Origin of the sequence: Neomelitea salexigens DSM 19753 (genome assembly GCF_000422345.1) — a bacterium.
Lineage (GTDB): Bacteria > Pseudomonadota > Gammaproteobacteria > Pseudomonadales > Spongiibacteraceae > Spongiibacter > Spongiibacter marinus_A.
In genome coordinates this window covers 29,308-47,672 of sequence record NZ_AULP01000015.1, presented here as the reverse complement: position 1 = coordinate 47,672, position 18,365 = coordinate 29,308, and the positions used below count along the sequence as shown (strand labels likewise).

Below are 18,365 nucleotides of genomic sequence, written 5' to 3'. Positions count from 1 at the left end.
TGATGGCTTACGAATCGAGAGGAAGGCCTAATGGCTTGTTGTTCCATTCAGATCAAGGCGTTCAATACACCAGCCTGCGCTTCCGGCAACACTTGTGGCGCTACCAGATAAAGCAGAGCATGAGTCGACGGGGTAACTGCTGGGATAATGCACCAATGGAACGGTTCTTCCGCAGCCTGAAAACCGAGTGGGTACCGGAAACGGGATACCGCTCTTTTGCTGAAGCGAAGCAGTCGATCACGGATTATGTGATTGGCTACTACAGCGGAATCAGGCCGCATCGACACAACGATGACCTGCCGCCAAATGTGGCAGAAAGTATGTACTGGAAAACTTATAAACCCGTGGCCTGTTTTACTTGACCACTACACTTCCTCAAGAAGGTTACGCTCCACGGCTACGCCAACACCCGCACTGACGAGTTTGTCGACATCGCCATCGAGAACTTCCTGAAAGAGTCTGGCGAACTGCGCCCGGAAGGCTTGCTGCCCAAACTGGCGTTCTTCGCCGCAACAGTTGAAGAGCTGACCGAAGAGCTGAAACCTGCTGTGGAGCGAGCGCTTCTCAAACACGGCATCCCGACCTCGCGTATTCTGATCAACGTGGGTGACAGCAAGATTACCACTAACGATGACATCCGCGAATTTAACCGGCTCGACACCGAAGGATCGGAAAAGCAGTTCATCCTGCTGGTCAACAAGGGCCGGGAAGGCTGGAACTGCCGCTCGCTGTTTGGCGTTGGACTATTTCGTTCGCCTAAATCGAAGGTATTCGTACTTCAAGCCACCATGCGCTGTCTAAGGGCTATCGGGCAGGCTCAGCACACTGGTAATGTCTTCCTCTCCGAGGACAACCTCAACACCCTGAACGACGAGCTGCAGCAGAACTTCCGCATCAGCGCGGACGAGCTGCAGAAAACCGGCAAGGACAAGGAGCGCGTGGAGGTGCGCGTGGTTGAGCCGCCGGTCAAGATCAAGCTAGTGCGTGTGCGAAAGCAATACGAGATACGCGAAAAGCAGTTGTTGACGGGGCAAGCGTTGATGCCCGAGCGAGCGGATGCGCAGAAGTGGGGCGAACTGGTCGAGAAATACCGTCTGATCGAAACTCAGCAGGATGGTTTGACCGCCGTCGACGCGGCACTCGCTTCCGGCAGCCGCACCTTTGATCTCACATCGCGCCGGAAGAAGCGAACCTTCTCACAACTATCGCTTGTGGCCGAGGTATCCCGCTATCTGAACCGGTGTCCGCTGGAGATCGAGGAACTGCTAGCCAAGACGAAAGAGGGTTCCGACGAGCTGGTGGCCATCACCAATGAGTTCAACGAGCTTCTCTACGACGAAATCATACCGCGCCTGTTCCGCCAGCTCTACGACTTGGACGAATCGCAGCAAACCGAGGAGCACGAGGTCGATCTGATTAAGCTGCCCCCGAACGGCTACTACGAGATGTCGGCGGCGAAGGATAAGATCGTTCGGATGCACGACGAGAAGATCAACGATGAAGAGCGCGCCAAGAGCTTCCACCTCGACACCTACTGCTTCGACTCCGGCTCGGAGAACTGGCTATTCTGGGATCTGCTACGCGAGAAGCGTGTCAAAAAGCTCTACTTCACCGGAATGCTGACACACGGCCAGTCCGATTTCTTCATACAGTACATCGACCCCGATTCACGGACTGTGCGCAGCTACTACCCTGACTTCATTTTTCAACGTGAAGAAGCAGATGGCAGCCTGAAGTACGTTATCGTCGAGGTGAAGGCCGACAACCAGATCGAGGACGCTGTTGTACAGGCCAAGAAGGACTTTGCCCAGCAAATCGCGGTGGCAAGCGGGATGGAGTACCGTATCCTGAAATCATCGGATGCCGACAAGAGGCAATTTAGAGTATTACTCTAGAAATTGAATATCAGAACTTGCGTAAACCTTTCCCTAGACTGGGGAGCCTCATAGCTCCCCCGCCAACGCAATTGCCCGAAACGTTACTATCATTACGCCTCTAGGCTTCCTTCAAGAGGCTTTCAGTATTCACCTCGTCCGCAAGATTTGTTACGGGTATCAGAGCAGGACGCTCAATATGGAGCGAGGCAAAGTCAAATAGACTAGTGTCGGCAAGCTGAGAGGGCTTAACCGTCTGAAGACTGCGGAAAATATTAACCACACGATCCGGGTCTTGTGCGTCCCACTCTTCCAACATTGTTTTGGCTGCTTGGCGCTTTAAGCCTTCTTGGGAACCACACAAATTGCAGGGTATTATCGGATAGGCTCGATCCCTAGCAACCTTTTCGATATCTTTTTCACGACAATATGCAAGAGGACGGATAATGATATTCCGCTTGTCGTCGCTCAACAATTTTGGCGGCATAGCTGATAATTTAGCCTGAAAAAACATATTGAGAAACATTGTCTCAACAATGTCGTCCATGTGATGACCCAGAGCAATTTTTGTTGCCCCGATCTCTTCCGAAAAACCGTAAAGGCTGCCCCTTCTCAGGCGACTACAGAGCGCACAAGTTGTCTTTCCCTCTGGAACTTTCGCTTTGACGATAGAATAGGTATCTTTTTCCAGAATAAAGTATGGGATATTGTTTTCTTCCAAATATCTTGGAAGCACATCCTCAGGGAAGCCTGGTTGTTTTTGATCCATATTTACAGCAACAACCTCAAATTTTACTTTTGCGACTCGCTGTAAGTGCAGCAGTGCATCTAGCATTAAAAATGAGTCTTTCCCCCCACTTATCGCCGCCATAATTTTATCGCCATCCTCTATCATTTGATAATCTGAAACGGCTCTCCCTACCAAACGATATATCTTTTTAAGGCGTTTTCCAGCGTTTGTCATACTTTCGGTCTCACATTAAGTTCTTCAGGTCTTTCCTTTACGAGATCTCGAAGGTCAAGATTCGGAATAGCGGTTGCGTTGGCAAAAATACGATCAATCATTCGTAATTGTTGGGCGTTCTTTTCTTCCAAATCGCGAACTTCCTTTTCGAGGCGTGCTATGCGCTCCTGGGCATTAATATCTGACCGAGTGATGCTAGCCACAACCTCAGGAGTAACGCCGCGAAGGTCGCTTTTTCGGTTCGAATAAGCAGTGTAAATTCCTCTATAGGTACAAAGCGTTTGGCGTGTTGTTTTGATCTCCAGTTCAAGCTCAATCGCCTTCGCAAGCAGTTTCCAAGTCAGTTTGCCTTTCCAGTTGGAAATCAGTCGCTCGATACGCCGCTGGTCTTGCGCTGAGATGCTGGGTAGCGCCATTTACTCTGTCTCCGCAAGGCTGTATTTGGCCATTAATTCCTTCAAATCTCTATTGGAGCGAGGCTCGTCTGTAGCCTTTTCTTGTCTTGCAAGAGCGTTCTGCAAATCCTTATGGGAATCCGTAAGCTTGGCCAAAACTTGTGTAAGTTTCTTGGACTTAGCATCGAGGAGATTGAACTGTCGAGCTTTTTCACTGAAAGAGATCACAGTGCCGACTGGCATATCTTTCATTAGCTGGACGAGCTGAGCTAGGACTTGTGTATTAAAGTTATGGAGAACGAACCACTCCTGCATTGCACGTGAGGCACCGAGGCGATTATCATTTTTAACCGCCTCCAGGCGCCGGTGCTGGAATTGACAGTCCTTTTCGAGTGTATCGATAGCGTCACCATCTCCAGCTACATGGCAGGCATTCGGACACATGAAGCAACTCGATACAAAATCGTTCAGGTATTCGCACGGAATCACAACCAGATTCTGAGTGCAAAGACCCGTCGAAGTAACACTTGCGGGCAAGTTAAATTCCCGCGCAATTTCGTTGCTTGAGACCCAGCGAATCGGTTGGGTGGTTTCGGTCGCCTTTTTCTGAACGCCCGCCACTCTTGAACTGCGCTCAGCATGGCTGGTATGAATGTACTCGTATGTTTGCTCGCGACTTTTGCGACCCGACCAAGCTGTCAAGACTTCGTTGGGAATACCGCTTTTGTCGGCAATGGTATTCGTATAGTGACGGAGTTGATGTAGATTCAGAAAGTAGTTAGAACTGAAACCGTGACGTAGGAAAATATCACCACTTTTACCAAGCCCCCAACTAGCCATCGTTGAAAGAGAGCGCGGGGTCAGTATATGGTAGTATCCCTGCTGGCCTGGCACGCCTCCCCTTTTTCTATTAGCGCCGTTCTTAAAGAACTGATGACCTAAAACACAGAAGAGTGCAACGTCCATTTTGACGCTATTCAAATCACCAGTAGAAAAACCTGCAGGGAAGCTGGGGAATGCCTCTCTCTGCAAATCACGCACTACTTTCTCAAGCTGTCCAATAGAAATTAAACGATTCTGATTTGGGTCAAACCTCGGAGCCTGAGAAAAACTAAAATTGACTCCCAACAAACGCTCAATACCGGGTCGTTTTGCCAATCTCATCGCGTTTGATGAAATTTCATCCTCTATCTGCAGTTCGAATATGTACTTGGACTTCCAGCAGCTCTTGCGTGTGGCTAGTTTTATCGGTCTGCTTCTTTCGTACGGTGCCCCCTGATCTTCAGCGTCATGAATAAATACATGAACTTCTGTATCAACGTCATAGAAACCTAATGCGTAACCTAAAGTGAAAAGATGAGGTTTACGATTCAGGTCTATACGCACTTTTCTTTCCGGGTCGATTGGAAACCCTTTTAGTAGCTGCCCAAGTGTTTGGTCTGGCCGAGAGTAATAGGAAGCTACGATTCGACCTGGCTGACAGGCTTTTGAGAAGTAGTTTATCCCTTTCTCAACATGACCGCTAAGTGCCGAAAGAATATGGGTTCGATTGTCTTGATAGCCTTTGCTACCCGGCCAATCAAGATAAAAAACATCTGCTCGACCATCCTCTGAATAACTTTGGAGCTTCTGATTGACAAGAAGTGGCACTTCAGCCCCGGCTCGATTCGGTGATGCGCAGCAAAGCAAAACAATAAATGTAGTCAATGCATCTCGAAAACAGCCTTGTCCGGCATTTCCTTGTTTGAGACTGGTGATTGTTTTTGCATATATGTTCCCAGCAGCTCTTATGACCTCCTCATTGGCCATTTTCTCTCTGCGGGTGGCTTCGACACTGTGACCCGTCCGATCACGTTTATCCCTGATATTACGACGAACCTGATCGGATGCACGAGGCATCAGCCCTTGTCGCTCACAGAACTCAAGGAATACCACCATCCGATCAAGCCTAGTCTCCCCGAAACATTCGATGATCGTTGATCCTGTTTGTGTATGGAGGTTACCCTGCATGTTTGTGAGTAAGTATCGCGCCGCTCCGATACGTGCCTGTATCTCCGAGGCGAAAACAGAGGCATTAAACGCCTCAATCACGAAAACCTTCAACAAGTCTCCGTATGGCTCTGGCAATGCGTATTTAGGGGCTGAACCTGCCGATCCAGATCCTCTTGTGCCGTGCCTTCCGGTTAAAATCCGAGTTCTCTTGCCATTGTTTGGATCAATGTAAAACCAGACAAGATTATCGAAAGTTGCCAATTGGCCATCTAGGTTTTGGAACTGCTTGAAGGGCGCTTCATCCTTGTACTTTTGAATTAGTGCATGAGTACGGACAAGGTACTTATTCAACGCCACGTCGTACCTCCAGCACTTGATTACACACGTCTATCGTTCGCTTGATCCACGCGACCTGTTTTGTAAGCTTCTCCACACTGAGCTTTTCGACGGGCGAAAGTAGCTTTTTGCTATTGGCTGCCAGCTTCTGTTCAGCCAGCTCAAGCACTCCGGCGTGATCAGCTTCCAGAATTGGTCGAAAGTTGTTGCACCCGTAGCAGCCAATCGGTCGCCCGGTAACAGCCGAGCAAGAGTTGCAACTTTGCTTATCTCTTATGCCGCCGACGCTGTTGAACTGATGATCGAGGACCTCCGCATCTTTGCCTGAGACTCTCTCCAGTGGATCGCTGAATACAGCAGCTAAAAACTCCGATCCATCATAGAGTTCGTCGATCATCCGACGCGATCGGTAGTCAAGGTCAATGTAATGCCGAGCCGCGGGCTCAGTAACTCCTGTGATCTTTGCTAACGTCGCTGCGGTGTAGCCCGCCTGTGCGCCCCGAGTCAGCACTGTATGCCGAATTCTGTTCGACGTCACTGTGCAATCCTTCGTCCGGCTGGATTCAGCTGCAACGTATCTCATGCTCATCGCTATTGCAGATTCGTTGACATGAAATCCACGAGACTCTTGAGTAAACAGCGACCTCAAGCTCTCAATCGAGCCAATATTTTCATTGAACAAGCCAGTTAACGGGAACATCGGCATATGAGGCAAAAAATCACGCGTCTCTTCATGGGTGACCGGACAACCGCTATTTTTCAGCCAGAGCTGGACACCATGCATATAGAGCCGTTTGTAACTGGCGATTAGCTCTGAGCTTTGCGCGTTGAGAGCAACCGGGAACCTCTCTGGTGCCGTCCTCCACGATCTGCCGCTAGCCTTTGCATGAAAAAACCTTATCTGGAGTTGGTCGATGCCAATATTTCCAACTTCCTGGGATGGGTCGATTCGTTGGTCTTCAAACCCACTGCCTACTGGAATCACATCTATCCATTTGAGCATCGACAATTGTATGGGGCGACGAACAGTGATTGCCGCTAGTTTATTACTAATGGAACGGCAAATTTGGCTGAAGGATTGTGATTGGAAAAATTCGAGCGAGCGGTCTGCATTCCAGTCAATCGACTGGAGGCGCAGGTTCAAAGCGGCGCAAAAGCTATCAAACTCTTGGTGACTTAGCGCACCTCTTTTCGAATCAAATGTGAGTGTTTTTTCCTTGTCCAAGTTGGCTTTCGTGAATCCGTGGTAATCGTTGTATTGCTTGTATCCAAGTTTGCAAAGCGTGCCAAAGAATTGGTTAAGCCCCTTCTTATGAGACACCGGAAGGCCGCTCCACAGCGACCTCAACTTAATCAACGGTGGGATTCCTGATGATAGGTATAGTTTGGTATTAGATACAATTGTTGAGGTCGTACCGGCAGCCTTCGACGTCGCGTAGTGCGAATAGACCGTTAGCATGTCGCTTCTGTCTTCATCCGAAATAGCCGTATTCCAGACCCAGCTCATATCAAACTTCCAACCTTTACTGGTCGTCGCGAGCAGCTGCCAAGAATCGGCGGTTACGTCAACTTTAAGGCCGCTTTGAGCGGTAATTGTGTTTGGCTCATGCGACCGCATTGCCTGTTGCAACAGGGCATTCATTTCGCACCATCCACACGATCTTGGTGGGACTGCATGATTTTCCGAACTTTCTGATAGGTTCTTCGATCGTTGTATATGTCCGACATTGCCGAGTTAGCGGACCACCCCATTGCGTACTTTCTGGCATCTTCAACCTGTTGTGATGTGAAGTTCTGATGATCGCTATTGTCATCAAAAAGGTCGTTCCACATGTGCCGCATCAAATGTGGGTGTACGCGGTAACCAAGCACCTTTGAAAGCGTGAAGAACACTTCATTGATTGATTTCGCAGCAAGAGGCTGTCCTTTTGTGCCCTTCGCATTGCTGTTACTTACAAAGACAAAGTCGTTCTCGGCTGATCCGCATATCAGTTTCCGGTCACTTTCTATGTAGAACAAAAGGGCATCCATGACCGTGGGGTTCAGCGCCGCGAGGTGAGCTTTGGTTTTTTGGTTCGGTCTTTCCAACCGTGGGTCCGATACGTCATCGCGCTCTGGATAAATCCAAAGCGCCGCACCGGAGCTGTCAGAGCGTAGATCCGATATCTTTAACTTTGCCAGTGCGCCTCGCCGAATACCCGTGTCGAGAAGTAATGTGACGACCAGGTAGTTCCGCAATCGGTTACGTTGGGTGAATGGGTTGTTAGGGGACGATGGTCGAATGATCTCAATTAACTTGCAAAAGACGTCTGGCGGAATCGCATCTTTAGTTGGGTGTCGATTCACATGCGCCTCAACGACATTCAATGAACGCTCATCTTGGAGCATCTTCATTGTTAATTTCTCGAAATTGCGTTCGAGCTTCTCACCGACGGAAAGTGGATCATGGAATTGCTCAAACAACCACGTTATATAGCTTCGAAGCCGGTTCAGTCGTCCACGCTGAGTCTCGCTGGAGACCTTGCTGGCGACAAAGTTGTTTGACGCCATGATATTCCTGAACGTTTTGCTCTCAGCGTGGGACAAGAGCGGAACCACCTTTGAGTCAAGGTCGATATCAGAGCTCAAGGCACACTGCGTATGAAAATCCGAATACTCAGCCATGCTAATCAGGTCGCCGGAGGCTATTCGGCCAGTCAGATCAATGCCCTTTCGATCAAAGTACTTGAGGATGAATAGCAGATCTCTGCCGTAACGGTGCTGTGTGCTATTTGCGTATGAACTGAGCGTATTGAGATATGCCGAAACGTACGGCTCGAACGGGCATGAATGTCCATTAACGATGGCGAAGAAGGTCTTCTTATTCCATTTGTAACGCTTCAAGGTCGCATCAAGCATTCTTGACAAATCGCACCGGGCAATAATTTTTATACGACTGTATGCTGAAGCTTACATTTTGTCAAAAATAATCAATCAACAGTGAGGGTCAACTACAAACGGAGAAAAGAGAAAAGAGAAAAGAGAAAAACTAGGTAATACCAACAAGATTAGCATGTCGTGACAGATGCAATAACCCTAGCAGCACAGTTGGCAGCTCTCAGCCAATGTTTACAAGATATTTACCGGACATAATTTACCACCCGACAGGCAGACCATTACCCGGTCGCCCTCTTCGATCATCTGAAAATCCTCTATCGCCTGCCCGGTGTGCCGGCGGAGGCGCTTCTGCAACTTGTTAAACTCCAGCTTAGACATTGCCGGCGTCGCAGAACTCGGGGTTTCAGAAGCGGAAAACATAGCTGTTGCCTGTGTATCGGTGAACGAAGACGAGCGGCGCATTATATAGAGTTGACTAAATATCAGCCACAAAGGCTTGAAAAATTCCCCTTAGAGCGGCGGAAAACGCCGCTGCGACTGGTAATCTTTGCCTTAGGTGTCTATTATTAGCCCGCCAAAATCTGCTGGCATGAGGTGTTATTTTTACACGGCCAGACCCCGGCACGGGTGCATGCCGGATTGTGTAATCCACGTCCGGTCGCACCCGCTCACAACCGGCTAAAGACCAGATCATTTACCAGAAAGGGAACGCTCCATGAAACAACCCGTTCGTGTCACCGTTACCGGTGCAGCAGGCCAGATTGGCTATGCACTGCTTTTCCGTATCGCTTCCGGCGCTATGCTGGGCGACGATCAGCCCGTCATTCTGCAACTGCTGGATATCACTCCTGCTCTGGACGCGCTGGAAGGCGTAAAAATGGAGCTTGAAGACTGTGCCTTCCCACTGCTGAGCGGTGTTGTCTGCACTGACGACCCCAATGTTGGCTTCAAGGACAGCGATTACGCCCTGCTTGTTGGCGCTCGCCCACGTGGCCCCGGTATGGAGCGCAAGGATCTGCTGGAAGCAAATGCCGCGATCTTCTCTGTTCAGGGTAAAGCGATCGACGAAAATGCCAGCAAAGATATCAAAGTACTGGTAGTCGGCAACCCTGCCAACACCAACGCTCTGATCACTCAGCGCAATGCGCCGTCTATCAACCCGCGCAACTTCACTGCAATGACTCGCCTGGACCACAACCGCGCGATGACGCAGATTGCTCAGAAAACCGGCAAAACCGTTAACGACGTAACGAACATGACTATCTGGGGCAACCACTCTGCCACTCAGTACCCGGATCTGTTCAATGCAAAAGTTGCGGGTGAAACTGCCTCCGACCTGGTTGATCAAGAATGGCTGGAGAACGACTTCATTCCAACAGTTCAGCAGCGTGGCGCAGCCATCATCAAGGCGCGCGGTGCGTCTTCTGCAGCGTCAGCAGCCAATGCGGCTATCGACCACATGCGCAGCTGGGCACTGGGTACTGAAGGCGACGACTGGGTATCTATGGGCGTTTACAGCGACGGTAGCTACGGCATTCAAGAAGGCCTGATCTACTCCTTCCCCTGCCGCTGCAAAGGCGGTGACTGGGAGATCGTTCAAGGCGTTGACATCAACGATTTCAGCCGTGCGAAAATGCAGGCGACTGAGCAAGAGTTGGCTGAAGAGCGCGACGGCGTTAAGCACTTGCTGCCCTAAGGCATTTTGCCAGGCAGTAAAGAAAAAGGCGGCCTTCAGGCCGCCTTTTTTGTAAGCGCGTAAATTGAACCAGCCATTGGCAAGGACATATCAATGAATAAAACCGCAGTGGTACTCGGTGGCACGGGCCTGGTTGGCAGTGCATTGCTGGAACTCTTGGTTCACAGCCCTGCATTCTCGAACGTGCGCTGCATCAGTCGCCGGGCTCCCCACCTCGACCACCCCAAATTAGCGCATTGTCACGCTGATTTTGAGCAACTGGAAAATTACGCAGAGGCGTTTCAGGGCGACTGTCTATTTTCCTGCCTGGGGACAACGCGCAAGCAGGCGGGCTCACTGGCCGCTCAGCGCCGCGTTGACGTGGACTACCAGCTTCGCGCCGCTCAAATGGCCGCGCAACAAGGCGTGCCACATTATTTGCTTGTGTCAGCCATGGGCGCCAATGCGAATAGTTTAAGCGCCTACATGCAAATGAAGGGCGAGTTAGAGGACGCGGTCATTGCGCTCAACTTCGCAAGCACCAGCATATTTCAACCTTCGCTGCTAACAGGTGCTCGCGACCAACGCCGCTGGGCAGAATCACTCTCTGCCCCGCTTATGGAAGCCGCCTGCCACCTCCCCGGCTTAAAAAACTATCGGCCGATTTCAGGTACACAGCTGGCACAAGCGATGCTGGAGTGCAGTTTGGAAAATACTCAAGGCCTCAAGCACTATCGCCTGGGGGAGTGTTTTCCAAGGTCAGAGTAAATCTCCTCAGTCGGGCTCGTCGGCAAACAACGCACTCGCGCTAAGGCCATTGCTTTCAAACATGCCCCGCAGGCTTTTTAAGGCTTCGACCTGGATCTGCCGCACCCGTTCGCGGGTCAAGCCGATCTCGCGCCCGACTTCTTCCAGTGTTGCCGCCTCGTGGCCGCGCAACCCAAATCGCCTTACCACCACTTCTCTTTGCTTATCGCTCAGCTCATCGAGCCAGTGGTCAATGCTGTCGGAGAGGTCATCATTTTGCAGAATTTGACTGGGGTTTAGCGCGTTGTGATCGGCGATTGTGTCCAGCAGCACTTGATCGGAGTCCTGCGCCAGGGGTACATCCACCGACGCCACACGCTCTTTTAGCCCACACAGGCGCTTGGCCTCGGCAACAGGGCGATCCAGCTCCCTTGCCATTTCTTCCGGCGAGGGCATGTGGTCCAGCTTTTGGCTCAGCTCGCGCTCCGCGCGCAAATAACTGTTGAGCTCTTTCACCACGTGTATCGGCAAACGAATCGTGCGGGTCTGATTCATAATCGCCCGTTCAATGGTTTGGCGTATCCACCAAGTGGCATAGGTAGAAAAACGAAAGCCGCGCTCGGGGTCAAACTTCTCGACGGCGCGAATAAGCCCCAAATTCCCCTCCTCTACTAAGTCGAGCAGAGTAAGACCTCGATTTAGATAGCGGCGGGCAATTTTCACCACCAAGCGCAGGTTACTCTCTATCATGCGCTTGCGACCAGCCTCATCACCCTTGCGAGCTAGGCGCGAGTAATAGACTTCTTCATCGGCAGTGAGTAACGGCGAATAGCCAATTTCGTTGAGGTATAACTGAGTAACATCTAACTCAGCGCTGTGCCGCTTACTGCGTTTTAAGCGGCTGATGCCTTTCTCAGTAGTGGGTTCTTGTTGTTTTTCTATATCCGTATCTGCCACGCCCTTAACAGGCCGCGACGCTTTTCCGTTCGATTCATATACCCGCATCGTCGAATCCTTATGCAAGATTGTTATTGTTTCGACTTGGGTGACGCCCTCTTGCTCCTCCTACTCTAACGCCGCGGAAGCAGCTTCAAGGGATCAACCGGTTTTCCGTCAATTCGAACTTCAAAATGCAACTTCGCCGAGTTCGTACCGCTGTCACCAAGTTCAGCGATGGTTTGCCCAGCGTTAACGCTCTCTCCCTCTTTTACTAGCAAGCGCCGATTGTGACCGTAGGCACTTAAGTAGCGCTCTGAGTGTTTCAATATAAGTAGGTTGCCGTAACCTACCAAGCCACTGCCTGCGTAAACGACAACACCACTCTTCGATGCCCTTACAGGCTCACCCATTTTACCTTTGATATCAATACCCTTGTGAGCCTGGCCTGTCGCAACAAACCCTCGCGTAAGCGGCCCCTTTACCGGCCAGCGCCATGACTCCTTCGCGGAGCTACGCGGCGGCGACGACTTCTTCGCAATAGTCTTTTTTTGAGGCTTTACTGTTGGCGTAGGGGTTTTTACTGAGGGTGAAGAAACGGATTTCCCCGCAACTTTTTTCGGCGTGGACGGCGCGGCATAACGCTCTTTCAACATGATCGCCTGGCCGGGGAAGATGGTGTACGGCGATCGAATATTGTTAGCGTTCGCTAACCGTTTAACGTCGAAACCGTAACGCCATGCGATTGAGAAAAGGGTGTCACCACGGCTGACAATATAATAGGGCGGCGGCTTTTCTGAAGGGTTGTATCGATCAACAACCGGCGCAGGGCGATGAGGGGCGCTGCATGCGCCAAGCGCCAACAACAGCACAGCCATAAGCAGAGTGTATCCTACCCTCTTCACTGACGCGGAACCTTCATAGCGAGCTTTCCAGTGGCAATTTGTCATTGGCAACGACTGATTGACCCTAAAGCGAACAAAAGATTCTTTTTATCCGCAGCAGGATCAAGCGGGTTTTGATTGTTATCAGTGATTTAAACGCCTCGGCTTATGTAAAAATAATCTTAAAAAAGTCTCAATTTCTACTGGCTACGCGCTCAAGCAAAAAGACAGTAGCAAAACCAACGGCCATCAGCAGCGCGCACATCAACCACTGAGGGTCAGCTTGTTCAGCGTACTGCATGGGCCAGACATTACGCCAATCGACGCTGTGCTCATCGGTCAATAACAGCCCCGCTGAGGAAAGCTTCCACGGCCAAATCACCGCCAATGACCCCAGCAGAATCCCTGTCAACGTAGCCAGCAACGAGCGCCTATGGGTGTGCATCAAGTAGCTAAGCAGGCGAACAAACAACATCAAGCCCGTGGCACAGCCCAGCATGAACACCGCGATCATGCCAAGGTCCATCGACTTAATGGCATTGATAATCGGCTCATACATCCCCAGCAGTAGCAGGATAAAACTGCCTGAAATTCCCGGCAAGATCATCGCGCATATCGCCACCGCACCCGCGCCATAAACGGTCAACATATTCACCGGCACCTCCGCCGGGCGCAGCGCGGAGATGACCAGCGCGAAAACCAAGCCCAGTACAACAAAACCAATAGGCTGCCCCCGGCCGGGAATCTGCTGGTAGACAAACAATGCCGACGCGAGGATCAACCCGAAAAAGAAGGCTGCCAGCAACAGCGGGTGAGTAGCCAGAGCCCAGGATATCGCTCGCGCCAGCGACAACACACTGAAGGCGATTCCCAGTAATAAACTCAGCAAAAAACCACCATTGACGTACTGCCATGCCGCCGATGGACCGCGCGTGAACAGTAACTTGAGTGCCTGCAGATTGCAGGCTTTCAAACTTTCAATGAGCTGGTCGTAAATACCGGTAATGAAGGCGACAGTTCCTCCCGAGACTCCCGGTACAATATCGGCAGCACCCATTGCCGCCCCGCGCAGCATCACGCCAGCGCTAAAGCCCTTCATACATCTTCCTTAATTGAATTTGGCAACACGTTTAGGCGACAACACCACCCACCAGAGGCACGAACAACACCGGCTCAATGCACTGCTCTTCTATACCGTCTTCATGCCGGTCGTAAACATAAAGGCTCTGTGGTTTGCCCTGCTCACCGACGGGAATAACCAGCCTGCCGCCCACCGCGAGTTGTTCTAACAACTCAGCTGGCACCACCTCTGGCGCCGCCGCCGAGAGTATCGCATCGAAGGGTCCACGCTCAGGCCAGCCCATACCGCCGTCAGCATGGCGCAAATGCACATTGTGCAGGCCCAAATGGCGAAGGCGCTTACGCGCTTTCTCCTGCAGAGGTCGGATGCGCTCAACGCTGAACACGCGCCCGACGTGTTGCGCTAGAATCGCTGTTTGATAGCCCGACCCCGTGCCCACTTCCAGCACGCGCTCACGCGGGCCATTGGCCAACAACAGCTCTGTCATGCGTGCAACAATGTAGGGCTGAGAAAGCGTTTGCTGGAAGCCTATCGGCAGCGAACTGTCCTCATAAGCGCGGTGAGCTAACGCCTCATCCAGAAAGATATGCCGCGGTGTGGCCCGAATCGTATCCAGCACCTTTTGATTGCTAATGCCCTGCGCGCGCAAGCGCTCGATCATTCGATCTCGGGTACGCTGGGAGGTCATCCCAATGCCCTGCAAGTTAATACTACTCACCTTTGCTCTTCTCTGTTTTATGGCCTTCAGGCGTTAATAAATTCTCTCACAAGCGCTGTAGCGAAACAGCCACTGGGTAGTGAAAACTGCAACTGCAGCTGATCATCACTTAACCACTGCCAGCATAATTCCTTTGGAATAACCCGCAGACTGCGCCGTTCCATTTTCATACCGTGGCGCAGTAAACCGTCGCACAGCGTTTTATGGGCGGCGAACACCGATTGCTCCAAGGCGTCCACCTCAGCGGTAACGCTGTGGCGCGCCACCTTGCCAAACAGCGGGCCACTGGGGTGTATATCCCCCTCGGCGATACGTTTTGCGATCCCCTCATCCGGCTCAGCCGCAAAAACACTGCCGCTGTCGCGCAAGCTATATAGCTCACCTTCTAAGGGCGATAGCCACGTTCCTGCCTGCAATCGTAATGCCAAAACCTCATTAAACAGGTAAGAGCGCGCCGAGGACAGGTAAATACTTCGCTGAAATCGCTGAGGCTTACTCTCTCCCTCAAACCAAGCGCGGCACTGCTCGATATTCGCACCATCGTGGCCAAAGCGCTGCTCACCGAAATAATTCGGGTAGCCGGCGCACAGCATCTTCAGGCGGCGATCAATATCGTCGCGGTCGCCAACCACCTCACGCAGACGAATCACAAAGCGATTGGCACGGTGACTACCAGGGCGCAGTTTCTGCCGGTGCCGACCCCAGCGTTCTACCCTCCAAAAACTGTCGCCGGATACCTCAGTAATACCGTCCCAGTCTCGCCCCTGCTTACCCGGCAGGTGAACGCAGAACCATTGCCGAGTTAAGGCGTGTCGGTCCTTCAACCCACTATAGGTAACGGCTTTGAGGGAAACACCGGCTAAGTCAGCGATACGGCGGGCAACATACTCGGTGTTGTTGCCACGTTTCTCCACCCACAGCCAATCGAATTCACCATCGAGGCTAAATTCAACGTCAAATTGTTCTTCGACTTCAAAATCCTCGGGCACGCTGCGCAGGCGTCCGCGCGTCTGAGGAGCACCGAGGTAGGTTGGCCAGTCAGGCAGCATTGGCATCGCGCTCGAGCAATACAACAGCGTCAACGGCAATGCCCTCTTCCCGACCCACGAAGCCAAGTTTTTCAGTCGTGGTTGCCTTCACGCTAATATCAGCCAGCGCAACATTTAGGACGCTCGCAAGGCGCTGACGCATAATGGGAATGTGTGGGGCGAGCTTCGGCGCCTGAGCGGCAATGGTGATATCGGCATTTCCCAATACATAGCCTTTCTGCTTTATCAGCGCGTAGCAATGCGCTAACAGCTCAGCACTATCCGCGCCCTTGTAAGCCGCATCGGTGTCGGGAAAATGCTGACCGATATCGCCCAGTGCCAAAGCACCGAGCAGCGCATCGCAGAGCGCATGAATGGCAACATCCCCGTCGGAATGCGCCTCTAGTCCTTGGTGGTGATCGAGCCGAATGCCGCACAAAACAATGTGGTCTCCGCTGCCAAAGCGATGAACATCGTAGCCATGACCAATACGCACACCACTCATCAGAGCACCCCTTCGCGCGACTGCGCCTGCAAATAGAACTCCGCCAATGCTAAATCCTCGGGATAAGTCACTTTGATGTTCGCCGCACTGCCTGCCACCAGCTGTACGCTGCCGCCACAGTGTTCAATCGCAGACGCTTCGTCGGTTACCGTCAAGCGGTGCTCTCGGCAGTAGCGCAGCGAGGACACCAGCTCTCCATAGCGAAATACCTGCGGCGTCAACGCTCGCCACAAGCCGCTGCGGTCCAGGGTTGCTTGGACCTCATTGGCTTGGCTGGCACGCTTTACCGTATCGACAATCGGTGCCGCCAACAGGCCACCGCGCTGCTGAGAAAGCGTAGCCTGAATCAGCGCCGACAAATCGGCCGACGTCAGGCAGGGTCGTGCGGCATCGTGCACCAATACCCAATCGGCATCACTGGCCTCACCGCGCAGCGTCAGCAGCGCCATCTCCACAGAATCTGCACGTTCACTGCCGCCAACCACAGCCCGAACTCGGGGATGATGGCTTATGGGTAGAGAGGAAAACTGCTCATCACTGGGATGGAGAGCAAACAACACGGCTGATATTTGAGGTTCAGCCAGCAGGGCTGATGCACTGTGTTCGACAACCGTGCGACCAGCGAGAGGCATATACTGCTTGGGACGCTCACTGGCAAAACGGCTGCCTCGGCCGGCCGCTGGAATAATGGCCCACAAACGCTGTGTCACGGTGAGTCTTCTATGATGAGATAAAACGTTTCGTCCTCGCGAATCAGCCCCATATCATTCCGGGCTCTCTCCTCAATACTGTCGAGGTTATTCTTGAGGCTATGCACCTCGCCCAGCAGCCGATCATTGCGCTGCCGAAGCGCGGTATTGTGTTGCTGTTGATCGCCAATTTCCCGCCGCAGACTAACAATCTGCTCCCAACTACCGCTGCCATTCCACAGGCGCAATTGCAGCGCAAGCAGTAATACCAGTAGCAGTAGCAGCAATCGGCGGCGGGTCATTGCTTATCCTTTGTCGGTGCTCAGAGACCACGTTTGTCTCTGAACACACGTACACAGTGCGATCAGGCGCGAAACTCATCGCGACCGCGATAGGCTGCGCCGAGTTCTGCTTCAATACGAAGCAAGCGGTTGTACTTAGCTACACGGTCAGAGCGACACAGCGATCCGGTTTTGATCTGGCCAGCAGAGGTTGCAACCGCCAAATCGGCAATCGTGGTGTCTTCTGTCTCACCGCTGCGGTGAGAAATCACCGCCGTGTAACCGGCATCTTTGGCCATTTTGATTGCATCCAGTGTCTCGCTCAGCGAGCCGATTTGGTTGAATTTAATCAAAATTGAGTTGGCGATGTTGTTATCGATACCGCGCTTCAAGATGCTGGTATTGGTCACAAACAGGTCGTCGCCCACCAGTTGCACACGCTTACCGGTCAGCTCAGTCAATGCGGCCCAGCCCTCCCAATCGCTCTCATCCATACCGTCTTCGATAGAAATAATGGGGTAGCGCTGAGACAATCCGTCCAGATAGGCGGCAAAGCCGGCGGCATCAAACTCTTTACCTTCGCCGCTGAGCTTGTACTTACCGTCTTTGTGAAATTCCGAGGCCGCGCAATCCAGCGCCAGAGTCACGTCTTCGCCGAGGGTGTAACCGGCGTTCGAAACCGCCTCTGCAATCACTTCCAGAGCCGCTTCGTTCGAGGGCAAGTTGGGAGCAAAACCGCCTTCATCACCCACTGCGGTGCTGAGACCACGGCCGGCAAGCACCTTTTTCAGTGCATGGAATATTTCAGCGCCAATGCGCAGCGCTTCCGCAAAAGTCGGTGCCGCAACGGGCTGAATCATGAATTCCTGAATGTCGACGTTGTTATCCGCGTGCTCGCCACCATTGAGAATGTTCATCATGGGCACCGGCATGGTGTACTGGCCTTCCGTACCATTAATTTGTGCAATGCGTTGGTAAAGCGGAATACCTTTCTCTGCCGCAACCGCCTTTGCAGCCGCCAGAGATACTGCCAAAATCGCGTTGGCGCCAAACTTCGCTTTGTTCTCGGTACCGTCGGCGTCGATCATCGCTTTGTCGATCGCACGCTGATCTTCGGCATCCATCCCCATCAACAGATCGCGAATATCGGTATTGATATTGGCGACGGCTTTCGTCACACCCTTACCCAGGTAGCGCGACTTATCGCCGTCACGCAGTTCAAGGGCTTCACGTGATCCCGTCGATGCACCAGAGGGAGCACAGGCACTACCTACCGCCCCAGAGGCCAACACAACGTCTGCCTCCACGGTGGGGTTACCGCGAGAATCCAGTACCTCGTATGCCTTAATATCGACGATTTCTGCCATGGGGTGATCTCCTTCC

General features: G+C 52.1%; 18 protein-coding genes and 1 pseudogene. 4 read left to right on the top strand and 15 right to left on the bottom strand.

What is annotated here, in order from left to right:
- The coding region (locus tag H573_RS19415; protein WP_084498112.1) for an integrase core domain-containing protein at positions 1 to 362 on the top strand (362 nt) is incomplete at its 5' end.
- A gap of 120 nt (positions 363 to 482) precedes the next feature.
- A complete protein-coding gene (locus H573_RS18515; protein WP_205618954.1) occupies positions 483 to 1,895 on the top strand; it encodes a TnsA endonuclease N-terminal domain-containing protein in 1,413 nt (470 codons plus the stop codon).
- 100 nt (positions 1,896 to 1,995) lie between these two features.
- Here the strand turns inward: H573_RS18515 and ttcA are convergent, their stop codons facing one another.
- The 6 genes and pseudogenes from ttcA to H573_RS19620 form a co-directional block, all read right to left on the bottom strand.
- Entirely contained in the window at positions 1,996 to 2,838 is an 843-nt protein-coding gene (ttcA, locus tag H573_RS0115280) for a tRNA 2-thiocytidine(32) synthetase TtcA (RefSeq protein ID WP_027875038.1), read from the bottom strand.
- Positions 2,835 to 3,254, bottom strand: a complete 420-nt coding sequence (locus H573_RS18510; RefSeq protein WP_051171364.1) for a hypothetical protein — start codon at positions 3,252 to 3,254, stop codon at positions 2,835 to 2,837. The genes ttcA and H573_RS18510 overlap by 4 nt, the downstream gene beginning before the upstream one ends.
- The gene (locus H573_RS0115270; RefSeq protein ID WP_036257006.1) at positions 3,255 to 5,582 is read right to left on the bottom strand and encodes a hypothetical protein; all 2,328 of its coding nucleotides are present in this window, start codon (positions 5,580 to 5,582) and stop codon (positions 3,255 to 3,257) included. It lies immediately after the preceding gene.
- Positions 5,569 to 7,203: a hypothetical protein gene (locus H573_RS0115265; RefSeq protein WP_051171363.1), complete on the bottom strand. Its 1,635-nt coding sequence runs from the start codon at positions 7,201 to 7,203 to the stop codon at positions 5,569 to 5,571. The genes H573_RS0115270 and H573_RS0115265 overlap by 14 nt, the downstream gene beginning before the upstream one ends.
- Positions 7,200 to 8,459, bottom strand: coding sequence for a tyrosine-type recombinase/integrase (locus H573_RS0115260; RefSeq protein WP_036257005.1), 1,260 nt, complete (start codon positions 8,457 to 8,459; stop codon positions 7,200 to 7,202). The genes H573_RS0115265 and H573_RS0115260 overlap by 4 nt, the downstream gene beginning before the upstream one ends.
- Positions 8,460 to 8,693: 234 nt before the next feature.
- Positions 8,694 to 8,816: pseudogene (locus H573_RS19620) on the bottom strand (tRNA 2-thiocytidine(32) synthetase TtcA); the annotation flags it as partial.
- A 337-nt stretch (positions 8,817 to 9,153) separates the two neighbouring features.
- On the opposite strand from H573_RS19620, the gene H573_RS0115250 reads away from it, so the two are divergent.
- Entirely contained in the window at positions 9,154 to 10,134 is a 981-nt protein-coding gene (locus tag H573_RS0115250; protein ID WP_027875033.1) for a malate dehydrogenase, read from the top strand.
- 93 nt (positions 10,135 to 10,227) lie between these two features.
- Positions 10,228 to 10,881, top strand: coding sequence for an NAD(P)H-binding protein (locus tag H573_RS0115245; RefSeq protein WP_027875032.1), 654 nt, complete (start codon positions 10,228 to 10,230; stop codon positions 10,879 to 10,881).
- A 6-nt stretch (positions 10,882 to 10,887) separates the two neighbouring features.
- On the opposite strand, the gene rpoS is transcribed toward H573_RS0115245, so the two are convergent.
- The 9 genes from rpoS to eno all read right to left on the bottom strand — a co-directional run bounded on the left by rpoS (position 10,888) and on the right by eno (position 18,349).
- Entirely contained in the window at positions 10,888 to 11,865 is a 978-nt protein-coding gene (gene rpoS / locus H573_RS0115240; RefSeq protein ID WP_027875031.1) for an RNA polymerase sigma factor RpoS, read from the bottom strand.
- Positions 11,866 to 11,930: 65 nt separating this feature from the next.
- On the bottom strand, positions 11,931 to 12,674 hold the full coding sequence (locus H573_RS0115235; protein ID WP_051171362.1) for a peptidoglycan DD-metalloendopeptidase family protein: 744 nt from the start codon (positions 12,672 to 12,674) through the stop codon (positions 11,931 to 11,933).
- 199 nt (positions 12,675 to 12,873) lie between these two features.
- Entirely contained in the window at positions 12,874 to 13,779 is a 906-nt protein-coding gene (locus tag H573_RS0115230; RefSeq protein WP_027875029.1) for a DUF368 domain-containing protein, read from the bottom strand.
- 31 nt (positions 13,780 to 13,810) lie between these two features.
- A complete protein-coding gene (locus H573_RS0115225; protein ID WP_036257004.1) occupies positions 13,811 to 14,449 on the bottom strand; it encodes a protein-L-isoaspartate(D-aspartate) O-methyltransferase in 639 nt (212 codons plus the stop codon).
- A 56-nt stretch (positions 14,450 to 14,505) separates the two neighbouring features.
- Positions 14,506 to 15,534: a tRNA pseudouridine(13) synthase TruD gene (gene truD, locus H573_RS0115220; protein WP_027875027.1), complete on the bottom strand. Its 1,029-nt coding sequence runs from the start codon at positions 15,532 to 15,534 to the stop codon at positions 14,506 to 14,508.
- Entirely contained in the window at positions 15,518 to 16,012 is a 495-nt protein-coding gene (gene ispF / locus H573_RS0115215) for a 2-C-methyl-D-erythritol 2,4-cyclodiphosphate synthase (RefSeq protein WP_027875026.1), read from the bottom strand. Before ispF ends, truD begins: the two co-directional genes overlap by 17 nt.
- On the bottom strand, positions 16,012 to 16,722 hold the full coding sequence (gene ispD, locus H573_RS0115210) for a 2-C-methyl-D-erythritol 4-phosphate cytidylyltransferase (RefSeq protein WP_027875025.1): 711 nt from the start codon (positions 16,720 to 16,722) through the stop codon (positions 16,012 to 16,014). The genes ispF and ispD overlap by 1 nt, the downstream gene beginning before the upstream one ends.
- Complete coding sequence (gene ftsB / locus H573_RS0115205; protein WP_027875024.1) at positions 16,719 to 17,003, bottom strand: cell division protein FtsB; 285 nt, start codon at positions 17,001 to 17,003, stop codon at positions 16,719 to 16,721. Before ftsB ends, ispD begins: the two co-directional genes overlap by 4 nt.
- Before the next feature lie 62 nt (positions 17,004 to 17,065).
- Entirely contained in the window at positions 17,066 to 18,349 is a 1,284-nt protein-coding gene (eno, locus tag H573_RS0115200) for a phosphopyruvate hydratase (protein ID WP_027875023.1), read from the bottom strand.
- Positions 18,350 to 18,365: the final 16 nt, after the last annotated feature.

Coding starts and splice junctions, on each gene's coding strand:
- ttcA (WP_027875038.1), bottom strand. CDS start 2,838: ATGACAAACGCTGGAAAACGCCTTAAAAAGATATATCGTTTGGTAGGG.
- H573_RS18510 (WP_051171364.1), bottom strand. CDS start 3,254: ATGGCGCTACCCAGCATCTCAGCGCAAGACCAGCGGCGTATCGAGCGA.
- H573_RS0115265 (WP_051171363.1), bottom strand. CDS start 7,203: ATGAATGCCCTGTTGCAACAGGCAATGCGGTCGCATGAGCCAAACACA.
- H573_RS0115260 (WP_036257005.1), bottom strand. CDS start 8,459: ATGCTTGATGCGACCTTGAAGCGTTACAAATGGAATAAGAAGACCTTC.
- H573_RS0115250 (WP_027875033.1), top strand. CDS start 9,154: ATGAAACAACCCGTTCGTGTCACCGTTACCGGTGCAGCAGGCCAGATT.
- H573_RS0115245 (WP_027875032.1), top strand. CDS start 10,228: ATGAATAAAACCGCAGTGGTACTCGGTGGCACGGGCCTGGTTGGCAGT.
- rpoS (WP_027875031.1), bottom strand. CDS start 11,865: ATGCGGGTATATGAATCGAACGGAAAAGCGTCGCGGCCTGTTAAGGGC.
- H573_RS0115235 (WP_051171362.1), bottom strand. CDS start 12,674: ATGGCTGTGCTGTTGTTGGCGCTTGGCGCATGCAGCGCCCCTCATCGC.
- H573_RS0115230 (WP_027875029.1), bottom strand. CDS start 13,779: ATGAAGGGCTTTAGCGCTGGCGTGATGCTGCGCGGGGCGGCAATGGGT.
- H573_RS0115225 (WP_036257004.1), bottom strand. CDS start 14,449: ATGACCTCCCAGCGTACCCGAGATCGAATGATCGAGCGCTTGCGCGCG.
- truD (WP_027875027.1), bottom strand. CDS start 15,534: ATGCCAATGCTGCCTGACTGGCCAACCTACCTCGGTGCTCCTCAGACG.
- ispF (WP_027875026.1), bottom strand. CDS start 16,012: ATGAGTGGTGTGCGTATTGGTCATGGCTACGATGTTCATCGCTTTGGC.
- ftsB (WP_027875024.1), bottom strand. CDS start 17,003: ATGACCCGCCGCCGATTGCTGCTACTGCTACTGGTATTACTGCTTGCG.
- eno (WP_027875023.1), bottom strand. CDS start 18,349: ATGGCAGAAATCGTCGATATTAAGGCATACGAGGTACTGGATTCTCGC.